8 protein-coding genes and 1 tRNA gene are annotated in these 10,678 nt (G+C 72.9%); 1 reads left to right on the top strand and 8 read right to left on the bottom strand.

What is annotated here, in order from left to right; translation table 11 throughout:
- The 5 genes from HP507_RS13380 to HP507_RS13360 form a co-directional block, all read right to left on the bottom strand.
- Positions 1–1,826 (bottom strand): transglutaminaseTgpA domain-containing protein (locus HP507_RS13380; protein ID WP_175352279.1); only part of this gene is annotated, 1,826 nt, incomplete at its 3' end.
- Entirely contained in the window at positions 1,823–3,154 is a 1,332-nt protein-coding gene (locus HP507_RS13375; RefSeq protein ID WP_175352278.1) for a DUF58 domain-containing protein, read from the bottom strand. The genes HP507_RS13375 and HP507_RS13380, both read right to left, overlap by 4 nt.
- Positions 3,154–4,146 (bottom strand): AAA family ATPase, encoded by a 993-nt coding sequence (locus HP507_RS13370; protein WP_271207268.1) that lies wholly within the window; start codon positions 4,144–4,146, stop codon positions 3,154–3,156. The genes HP507_RS13375 and HP507_RS13370 overlap by 1 nt, the downstream gene beginning before the upstream one ends.
- A gap of 184 nt (positions 4,147–4,330) precedes the next feature.
- The gene (locus tag HP507_RS13365) at positions 4,331–5,335 is read right to left on the bottom strand and encodes a sugar phosphate isomerase/epimerase family protein (protein ID WP_175352277.1); all 1,005 of its coding nucleotides are present in this window, start codon (positions 5,333–5,335) and stop codon (positions 4,331–4,333) included.
- Positions 5,332–6,546 carry a Gfo/Idh/MocA family protein gene (locus HP507_RS13360; protein WP_175352276.1) on the bottom strand — a complete coding sequence of 405 codons (1,215 nt, stop codon included), beginning with the start codon at positions 6,544–6,546 and terminating at the stop codon, positions 5,332–5,334. The genes HP507_RS13365 and HP507_RS13360 overlap by 4 nt, the downstream gene beginning before the upstream one ends.
- Before the next feature lie 98 nt (positions 6,547–6,644).
- Here HP507_RS13360 and HP507_RS13355 point away from each other — a divergent pair, with 98 nt between their 5' ends.
- A complete protein-coding gene (locus tag HP507_RS13355; RefSeq protein ID WP_175352275.1) occupies positions 6,645–7,640 on the top strand; it encodes a LacI family DNA-binding transcriptional regulator in 996 nt (331 codons plus the stop codon).
- Between the two features lie 88 nt (positions 7,641–7,728).
- Here the strand turns inward: HP507_RS13355 and HP507_RS13350 are convergent.
- The 3 genes from HP507_RS13350 to HP507_RS13340 all read right to left on the bottom strand — a co-directional run bounded on the left by HP507_RS13350 (position 7,729) and on the right by HP507_RS13340 (position 10,656).
- A tRNA-Ser gene (locus tag HP507_RS13350) sits at positions 7,729–7,818 on the bottom strand.
- A gap of 538 nt (positions 7,819–8,356) precedes the next feature.
- Entirely contained in the window at positions 8,357–9,787 is a 1,431-nt protein-coding gene (locus tag HP507_RS13345) for an LCP family protein (RefSeq protein ID WP_271207269.1), read from the bottom strand.
- Positions 9,788–9,981: 194 nt separating this feature from the next.
- Positions 9,982–10,656, bottom strand: a complete 675-nt coding sequence (locus tag HP507_RS13340) for a GntR family transcriptional regulator (protein ID WP_175352274.1) — start codon at positions 10,654–10,656, stop codon at positions 9,982–9,984.
- Between the last annotated feature and the right edge of the window lie 22 nt (positions 10,657–10,678).

The following is a 10,678-nucleotide window of genomic DNA, read 5'->3' as shown; positions in this document are numbered from 1 at the left end:
GCCCCGGGCGCCGCGGACGCGCTCGGGGTGGGCGTCGCCGACCCGGCCGGCGCGGACCGGTCCGGCGCGGGCAGCGGCGTCTCGGGCGCAGCGGCCGACGGGGTCGAGGTCGCCTCGGTCGACGAGGTGGCCGCCTGGTCGGAGTCCGGCGTCGGCTCGAAGGCGACCCAGCCGGCGCCGTCGATGTACAGCTCGGGCCAGGAGTGCAGCTGCCGGTTCGAGACCGTGTACTCGCCGTCCGCCTGGGTCGCGCCCGCGCGGTAGCCGACGGCGATGCGGGACGGGATGCCGAGCGTGCGGGCCATCACCGCCATCGCCGAGGAGAAGTGCACGCAGTACCCCTCGCGCACCTGCAGGAACTTCGCGATGACGTCCATGCTGTCGCCGTCGTAGCCCTGCTCGACGGGTGCGGTCTCCGAGTAGGTGAACAGGTCGCTGCGGAACCACTGCTCGAGCGCACGGGCCTCCTGGTAGTCGGTGCCCGCGGTCCCGGCGACACGTTGCGCCGTCCTCGCGATGCTGTTCGGCAGGTTGTCGGGCAGCGCCAGGTCGGTGCGGATCTGGGCCGCCGAGGGGGTCGCGAAGCCACGGCCGTCCGCCCGCCCGAGCAACCCGGAGGCGGCGATCGCGTCGAGGTACTCACCCGACCAGGTCGACGCGCCGTACACCTCGTACGTGGCACCGCGCGGCGTCGCCGGGCCGGTGGAGCGGACCGTGCTCGAGTCGCCCATCCACCGCCACTGGGACAGGTCGAGGTTCGTCGACCGGGACTCGATCGAGACCGCTCCGGACGGGACCGGCAGGTAGTTGCTGGACAGGCCGGTGACGCGGATCGTGACGTCGCCCCGCGCGGACAGCCGCGGGTTGATGCCGACGGCCCACTGCTGCTGGTCGGCGGTCTGGGACTTGCTCGCGTCGGTCGTGGTCGGCACCCAGTCCCCCGTGCCGAACTCGTCGAGGTCGGCGAGCTTGAGGTACTCGGGCTGCCCGTCCGACGAGCGGTACCGGAACACCTCGAGTTCGTTCGGCTGCCGGAGGTCCTGCCCGAGGTTGAGCAGCGTGCCCGGACGTCCGGGCTGCACGGGCGACTGGATCGCCCCGGTGACCCCGGACAGCCAGCCGGCGTTGAGCGGCACGATCGCCGGCAGTCCCACGGCGACGACGAGTCCGATCGCGCCGACGACCGCGGCCGGCAGCGCACGCTGGACCGGCCTGACCGAGAGCCAGAGCAGCGCGAGGAACGCGACCGCCGTGGCGATGACGAGTCCGGGTGCCGCCGGGGAACCGGTGACGATGCCCGGGACGATGAGGATCACGAGGGCCGGGGCGGCGGCGAGCGCGGCGGTCGGGGCCACGGCCGCGAGGAACAGGGACACGCCCGCCACCCACCCGATCGCGACCGTGACGATGAGCCGGATCGCGTCGGACTGCGGCAACGGCGCGGGGTTCAGCCGGATCGCGGCGAGGGTCTCCCCGAGGGCGCCGTCCCGGTCGAGCCAGCCGAGCGGCTGGACGTCGTTCACGACCGCGGCCGCGCACGAGCAGACGACGAGCGCCGCCACGAGGGCGACGAAGCGGATGCCAGGGGCGCGGCGCCGGACGGCCAGCATCGTGCCGACGAGGAGGGCGGCGACGAGCACACCGGACACCCACCACGCGATGCCCTGCACGAGCGGGCGCATGGCGAGCGCGGCGATGAGGACGGGCACGGGGGCGACCGCCACCACCCAGGGGTTCGACGCATCCGGGCGGTCGACGGTCCGACCGGGGCCCCGGCGGGCCTCGGCACGTGACGGCGCCGCCGGTCGGGTCTGGACGCCGCTCACCGGATGCTCCCGGGCGCGTGGGCACCGGCGACCGGCACCACGAGGACGCGCCACCCGCCGCGGTCGAGGATCCCCCGCACCACCGGGTCCGGCGGGACGATGGTCGCCAGGATCCCGCGGCTCGAACCGGTCGTGGAGGAGACGAGCTCGGCGGCCTGCTCGGCGGTGCAGTTCCCGGTGACGACGGCGGTCATGCCGTGCACGTCCCGGCCGCGGACGTCCGGCAGGACCTCGGTGACCTCGCGGGCGTCGGAGCGCACCCGGACGTCCGCGAGTCCCACGAGCACGTCGGTCAGACCGCCGGCGTCCCCCGCGTGCCGGGTGCTGCCGGACGGGCCGTCGCTGACGAGCAGCACGCGGGACGTCCGCGCGGCCAGGGCGCGCGCCACGCTCGCGGCCACCACCACCGCGTGCTCGAAGGCCGCGTCGCCGCCGAGGTCGGACAGCTCGGCGAGGTCGTCGCGCCCGAGCCGCTGGTACGACTCACGACGGACGTCGAGCGCGATGACGGCCTCGGGCGGCTGCGCCTGCGTGGTCTGCCGGACGTGGAGTTCCCCGCGGCGGGCGCTCTGGGCCCAGTGCACGCGGCGGATCGGGTCGCCCGGGCGGTAGGGACGCAGCTCGCTGTCGTCCGCCGAACCGCCCTGCCCGACCCGGCCCTCGTCGGCGGAGACGGCACCGGCGAGTGCGCCGGTGTCGATCGCGGCGAGGGGTGTCGTCGCCGGGACGACCACGACCTCTTCCGCCGCGACCACCGGCCGGTCGACGCGGAGCAGGCCGAACGGGTCCTCGACGCGGATCGTGACCGGGCCGACGAGGCTCCGACCGCGGTGCACCGCCAGGGCCTCGACGTCGAGCACCGCCGGCGGGACGTTCGGGCCGACGGCGGCGTAGGTCTCGGCGTCGGACACGCTGACGAGGGCGTCGTCGAGCTGTTCACGGACGAGCAGCGTCGACCGTGGCCCGATCGGCAGACTCGTCCCGCCCAGCGTGATGCGCTCCCGGTAGACCTCGCCGACCTGGACGATCGCGCGTGCCGTACTACGGCTGCCGCGCAGCGGAGCGGCAACGACGAACGCCATCACGACGCCGAGCACGACGAGCACGAGCAGCAGGAGCCCGGCGGACACGGCGACGCTCGTCGTGCCGACCAGGCCCCCGCCGACCAGCCCGATGCCGACCGCGATGACCGTCCACCCCCGGATCGTCGGACGTGGGAAGGGTGTCCGGCGCAGGAGCGACAGTCCCCGGCGCCCGGAGCGGAGGACCCCGGAGCGCACGGAGCCGACGCGCAACGCGAACGACGACGGCGCCGAGGACCCGGACATCAGGAGCGGACGGGGGTGGCCGTGAAGGGCACGACGGTGTCGGACACGATGCGGACCACGATCTCGCGGACGGTGTCGTCGCCGGTCCCGCCGAGGCCGCGGGCGACCGGGACGAGTCGGTGGGCCAGGATCACCGGCGCGAGCGTCGCGACGTCGTCCGGGGTGACGAAGGGACGGCCGAGGAGCGCGGCGTGTGCGCGGGCTGCCTGGGCGAGGTGCAGCGTGGCGCGCGGGCTCGCACCGAGGACGATGTCCGGGTGGGTGCGGGTGGCCCGGACGATCGCGACGATGTACGCCTCGACGTCGGGCGCGACGTGCACCGTGCGGACCGACTGGATCAGGTCGCGCAGCGTGTTCACGTCGACGATCGCGCGGAGGTGCCCGAGCGGGTCTCCGCCGCCGCGGTTCGTGAGCATCTGCCGCTCGGCGTCGGCGCTCGGGTACCCCATCGTCAGACGTGCCATGAAGCGGTCGCGCTGGGCCTCGGGCAGCGGGTAGGTGCCCTCCATGTCGATCGGGTTCTGCGTGGCGACGATCATGAACGGGCTGTCCAGCTTCCGCGTCACGCCGTCGACCGTCACCTGCGCCTCGGCCATCGCCTCGAGCAGCGCCGACTGGGTCTTCGGGCTCGTGCGGTTGATCTCGTCGCCGATCACGACGTTCGCGAACACCGGCCCGGGCGAGAACCGGAAGGTGCCCGAGGACTGGTCGAAGATGTTCACACCGGTCACGTCCGACGGCAGCATGTCCGAGGTGAACTGGATGCGGTTCACCGAGCCGCCGACCGATGCGCCGAGCGCCTTCGCCAGGACCGTCTTGCCGACGCCGGGGACGTCCTCGACGAGCAGGTGCCCCTCGGCCAGCATCACCGTGAGCGCGGTGCGGATGGCCTCCGTCTTGCCGTCGATCACGGTCGAGACGGCAGCGATGACGTCGTCGCCGACGTCGCGGATGCGGTCGATCGGGAAGGCGGGGTCGGTCGGCTCCGGCACGCAGGCCTCCTCGGCTCGGGACAGGTGTCGTGCATGCTACAACGGCGCGGTGACAGGACCCGGAAGATGCGTCACCGACTGGGCCGGCGGACACACCGGAGGCGCGGTGCGGGTGAGCCGGTCGACCCACCCGCACCGCGCCTCCAGTCCGGCCCGCGTCCGACGGACGAGCCGCGCCGACGGTTCAGGCCCGTGCTGCCAGCGCTGCGTCCGCGGCGCGCAGGACCTCGGCGGCGACCGCGACGCCCTCGTCACGACCGAGCTCGGTGTCCTCGTGCTCGATGTTCACCCACATCTCCGGGTCGACCTCGTGCAGCGCCTCGAGGAACTGCGACCAGTACGCCTCGTCGTGGCCCTTGCCGAGCGCGACGAAGTCCCACGCGGACGGCTTCGGCCACTCGTTGGCCCACTCGTCGCCGCCGAGGTTCGTGCGCGGCTCGTCCGGCGAGAGGCGACGGAACGAGTTGTCGAGCACTCCGTTGATCGCCGCGTGCGGGTTGACCCGGACGTCCTTGGCGGCGGCGTGGAACACGAGCGGCCCGAGGTCCCGGACGACCGCCACCGGGTCCATCTGCTGCCAGAACAGGTGACTCGCGTCGAGCTCGACGCCGATGTTCGTCAGACCACCACGCTCCACAAGCTCACGGATCGTCGCCGGGTTGAAGACGACGTTCTGCGGGTGCAGCTCGAGCGCGACCTTGACGCCGTGCTCGCGGGCGAGGGCGTCGATCTCCTGCCAGAACGGCACGGCGACGCTCCACTGGTACTCCAGGACGTCGAGGGCGGCGGAGTTCCAGGCGTTCACGATCCAGTTCGGCCGGACACCGCCGGGCTCGCCGGCGGGGAGCCCGGACATCGTGACGACCCGGTCCTGCCCGAGCCGCGCGGCGAGCCGGATGCTGCGGCGGACGTCCTCCGCGTGCTCCGGCCCGATCTCCGGGTTCGGGTGCAGCGGGTTGCCGTTGCAGTTGAGGCCGGCGATCCGGACGCCCGTGCCCTCGAACTGCGCGAGGAACGCGTCGCGCGCACCGTCGTCGACGAGGATCTCGTCGACGTTCGGCACGTGCACCGGCGGCAGGAACCCACCGGTGTTGAGCTCGATGCCGGTGAGTCCGTTGCCGGCGATCGCCTCGATGGCCGAGGCCAGCGGTCGGTCGTGGAAGATGGCGTTGTACAGGCCGAGCTTCATGCGTTCGCTCCTTCGGTGGTTCGGACGTCGAGGGATGCTCCGCCGGACGCGGCGGACCGTGCCACCGCGTCGAGGACCTCCATGTTGTGCACACCGTCGTCGAACGTCGCGTTCGCCGGCAGCGGGTCGGTCGTGTTGCCCGTCACCTCGTCGAGGAAGGCCCGTGCCTGGTACTCGAACATCTGGTTCTGCCCCCAGCCGACACCGGGCGCGTCCATCGCCATACCCCCGGCGACGTAGGGGTGCTCCGGACCGAGCACGACCTGGCGGTACCCGCCGAGCCGGGAGCCGTCGGACCGGAGCGCGAGGCCGATCTCGGAGGGGCGTTCCTGGTCCCACCGCGCGGCGCCGTTCTCGCAGAACACCTCGATCACGAGCCCGTTCGGGTGCGCTGCGGCGACGCGCGAGACCTCGAGCGAGCCGACCGCCGTGCCGCCGCCGAACCGGGCGTTGAAGGTGGCGTAGTCGTCGTTATCGACCGTGGCGACCTCGCCGGTGAACTGCGCCTGCTGTCCGCGCAGCACGTGGCCGGCGGCGACCGGGCGTTCGGTGATCGTGGTGGTGAAGAGGCCGCCGTTGACGCTCCGGACCTCCCCGGCGAGGAACTCCGCGACGTACGTCAGGTGCGAGCCGACGTCGGCGAGGGCGCCCGTGCCGGGAGCCCCGGCGAAACGCCACGAGAAGGGCACCTCGGGCGACGAGCCGTAGTCGGTCCAGTACCGGCCCGACACGTGCAGGACACGGCCGAGCGTGCTGTCCTCGACGAACTGCTTGATCGCGGCGAGGCCGGGGGCGCGACGGTAGGTGAAGCCGACGCGCGCCGTCTGGCCCCGGGCGGCGGCCGCGTCGGCGGCGGAGGCCATCGCGCGGGCGTCCTCGAGCGAGTCGGCGAGCGGCTTCTCGCAGAGGACGTGCTTGCCGGCGGCCAGGAGCCCCTCGACGATCTCGCGGTGGAGCGTGTTCGCCACGACGACGCTCACCACGTCGATGTCGTCCGCGGCGGCGATCGCCCGCCAGTCGGTGTCGTGCCGGGCGTACCCGAAGCGTCGCGCGGCCTGGGCGGCGAGCGGTTCGTACACGTCGCCGATCGAGACGAGCCGCACCGGCGGGAGCGTCGATCCGAACAGGGACGGGGCGTTCCGCCAGGCGGCCATGTGGGCTTTGCCCGCCATGCCCGCGCCGATGACGGCGACGCCGATGCTGTCGCTCATGTTCTCTCCTTCGAGAAGGTGTGCTGCGTGTTCTGGAACGTTCCAGACGCTATCGCTAGACTGTAGCTCCGCCAGCCCATGTCCTGTCAAGGAGCCGCGTGTCCCGACCGCCGACGATCATCGACGTCGCGACCCGCGCCGGCGTCTCGAAGTCGCTCGTCTCGATGGTCATGCGGGACGATCCCGGCGTGTCCGAGGTCCGCCGCTCCGCCGTCCTCGCCGCAGCCGCGGAGCTCGGGTACCGCCCGAACCGCGCCGCCGCGATCCTCGCCGGCACACGGACCCGGACGATCGGCGTCGTCGTCGACGACTTCCGCAACCCCTGGTACGTCCCCATGCTCGACGGCGTGCGCGAGGCCCTCGCCCCGCACGGACTCCGGCTCACCCTGGCGGACACGCGCGCCAACGCGCACCTCGACTCCTCGCCGTTCGACGACCTCGTGTCGCTCCGGGTCGACGGCGTCATCCTCGCCGCCGAGGGGTTCCCCGATCTCGTCGTACCCGCCAGCACCCCCGTCGTCGTCGCCGGCGAACGCGACGACGTCCCGAGCGGACTCGACGTGGTCGCTTCCGACGAGGCCGCCGGCGCCCGGTTGGCAGCGGAACACCTCATCGACCTGGGCCACCGGCGGCTCGTCCACATCACCGGTTCGGGAGGCCCGGCTCGCGTCCGCCGCGAGGCCACCGTCGCCCGGATGGCCGCGTCCGGCATCGAGCCGCTGGTGTACGGCGCGGGCCCGACGTCGGACCAGACCGGGTACGAGGGCACCCGCCGCGCGCTCGCCGCCCACCCGGACCTGACCGCCGTGTTCGCCGCGAACGACGTCATGGCGATGGGTGCGATCGCCGCCGTTCAGGAGGCCGGCCTCCGAGTACCGGAGGACGTCTCGGTGATCGGCCACGACGAGACCCCGCTCGCCGCATCGCCCCTGCTCCGCCTGACGACCGTCGACCCGCACAACGACGAGGTCGGGCGACTCGCAGCGGCGCGGCTCGTCGAACGCATCGGCGCGGACGCTCCGGCCGAGCCGACGCGGACGCTCGTGCCGCCGTCCCTCGTGGTGCGTGCCACCACCGCTCCCCCGCGGGCCTGACCGCCGCACCGGCACGTGGTCCGGGAAGCGTCCACTCGACCCGGAACGACGAAACCCCGGTCCGACGGGACCGGGGTTTCGTGTGGTGCGGAGACGGAGGGATTTGAACCCTCGGTCCCCTCAAAGGGGACTCCACCTTAGCAGGGTGGTGCACTCGGCCGGACTATGCGACGTCTCCAGGCGCTCTCGCGAGCACTGCCACCACCATACAGGAGGTCGAGCGTGGTCTCGACCTCGGCCATCGCGGACCGCTCGGTCCGGTCCCCCGAAGTGGGGACAGCCGGGGGTTGTCCCGCCGTACCCCGGTCAATAGCATCGTCGAGACGCGGCCATCACATTCCGGGGTCCTGCCCCGTCGTCGCGACACAGCACCGACGTCGCTCCCTGCTGCCGAGCCCGTGGCGCCCGATCGTGCGGCGCTCGGCCGGGGAGCGACCTCGTGGCGCCGCTCATCACGCCCCCGGTTCTCGGTGCCCGCGGTCTCTCCGCAAGAGCGACACTCTGGCGGGACATGTCCCCGCACTGCCCCTCCGCCGAAGCGACACTCTCGCGGCACGAGTCCCGGACCGCTGCGCCGAAGCGACACTCTCGCGGCACGAGTCCCGGACCGTTGCGCCGAAGCGACAGATGCACGCGGTTGTACGGCGGCAATCTGTCGCTTTCGCGCGACGGGCCGGGGCCGGGCCGGGGCCGGGCCGCACGCCGGACGGGCGGCGTCAGGAACCGAAGGCCTTCGAGCAGGTCTGCTCGTCGGCGGACTGGCCCTGCAGGCCGTCGATCGTCTCGGACGGGGCCGTCGCGGCGGGGGTGTCCGCGGACGATGCCGGCGCCGACGCGGACCCGGACCCGGACGCCGCGGTGTCGCCGGCGGACCCGGTCGAACCGGTCGTTCCGGCAGCGCCGGACGCCGCAGTGCCGGACGCCGCAGCGCCGGAACCGGCAGCGCCGGACGCCGCCGCGGACGAACCCGTGGCGGTCGATGCCGCGCCCGACGAACCGGACCCGTCCGCCGCACCCTGCCCGGCCGACGCCGCACTCTCCGACCCGATCCCGGTGCTGTCCGCCCCGAGCGAGAACGACTGGTCGGCCTTGATCTTCGTGAACAACTGCGTCGCGAGCTCGGTCGACGGCTGCACCTTGCCCGAGTACACCCCCGTGCCGCCGGTCGTCCCCGGGTACTGCACGAAGTTGACCTGCGAGAGCGGGAGGTCCTGCAGCGCCCTGCCCATCTGCACCATCGTGCCGATGTCGTTGAGGCTCTGCGACAGCTGCATGTTCGACGCCGCGGCTCGGGCGAGCTTGTAGAGCGTGGTCGGCGAGGTCAGGGTGTCGTTCGACTTCACCGTGCGCAGGAGCGACGACAGGAACACCTGCTGGCTCGAGATCCGCCCGAGGTCGGAACCGTCGCCGACCCCGTGCCGGGAGCGCAGGAACGCGAGCGCCTGGTCACCCTGCAGCGTCGAGGTGCCCTGCGGCAGGTCGAGCCCCGTGTAGCGGTCGTGGATCGGCTGCGCGACGCACACCGGGACGCCGCCGATCGCGTTCGACATCTCGATGACACCCTTGAACGACACCGCCGCCGAGTACTGCACGTCGAGCCCGGTCAGCCCCTGCACGGTCTGCACGACGCAGTTGAGACCACCTTCGCCCCACGCGTCGTTGATCGGCTGCGCCGCCATCGCGGGCGTCGTCCCGGACCCGTCGGTCTTCTCACAGCCGGGGATGGGCGTCACGAGGTCGCGGGGGATGCTCACCGCGGTGGCGTTCGTGTGGTCGGCGGAGACGTGCAGCAGGATGTTGACGTCGTTCAGGGTGGCATCACGCTCGCCGTACGCGGTGCCCTGCTCCGGGTCGTTGTCCGTCCCGACCACGAGCATGTTGAAGCCACCCTTGTACGAGCTGAGCGCGGTGGAGCCCTTGACCTCGGGCGACGACTGCCCCTGGATCTGCACGCCGTCACCGAGGTCGTCCGTGACCTGCTTCGCGGCGATCGCGGCGACGGATGCCGAGCTGACGAGGGCGACCGCGGCGACGCCGGACAGCACCTTCACGACGGCACCGACGGGGTGGTGGTGGCGGAGGCGTCCGTGCCGTGCGATCCCGGTCGCTCGGTTGAGTCGGTGGGATCGGTCGCGGACGTCGTTCACGGGCACTCCTGTCGTGTGCGGACACGGTGCGGGCCCGACCGGTCGGGCACGCGGGCAGCGCCCACCCTGTCGGGCGCCGGGGCGTTCCGCGCGAGTCCGGTCCGTGCCGGGCCGCGGGGACGACAACCGGACCACCCTGCCATGGTCGGACCTGGCGATTCAGTGCGAGCACCCCCCGAATCCCCGCTGAGTCCTCATGCCGCGGACCGGAACCGTTCGGGCAGTGCGATCAGTGCGTCCGCGAGTTCGACCAGCGCCGCCGCGCACTCGTCGAGCGCGTCCCGCTCGGCGGCGACGGTCGCTCGTTCGGCGATCAGCCGCCGTTGCCGTCGAGCCACGACCGCGTCGATGCCGTTCGCGAGCGCCACGTCGTCCGTGAAGAACGCGTCGAGGACGGCCCGCTGCGACAGGAGCCAGTCGGCACTGACGGCTGCTCCGCTCCGACGGAGCCACCACGCCCCGAGCTCCACGAACGCCCCACCCTCGGTCGCGCACTCGCGGAGCCACGCGACGTCGAACCGGTCCGCGCACGAGGCCGAACCGGACGAGGGCTCGGTGATCATCGTCCGAGCGATCCGGACCCGCTCGATCATGTGATCGACGGTCCAGTGCGCGACGACCACGCCCACGTAGCGCTGCACGGTCACCAGGCGCAGTGTCTCGAGGGGGACGAGCGCCTCGCGCACCGGCGTCCGCGACACCCGCATGTCGGCCGCGATCGTGTCGAGTCGGATGCGCTGCCCACGGCGGTAGACGCCACGCAGGACGTTGTCGAGCAGCCGCGCGAAGACGGCGTCGCGCAACAGGCTCCGCCGGATGCCGTTCGGGTCGTCGTCGCTGCCACCCGGACGGTTCAGTGGTCGCTCCATGTCGCCAGGATCACGCACGGCC

The sequence above is a fragment of the Curtobacterium pusillum genome, assembly GCF_013359865.1.
Classification (GTDB): Bacteria; Actinomycetota; Actinomycetes; order Actinomycetales; family Microbacteriaceae; genus Curtobacterium; species Curtobacterium pusillum.
The sequence above is the reverse complement of the archived record's forward strand: the minus strand, read 5'-3'. Positions and strand labels throughout refer to the sequence as shown.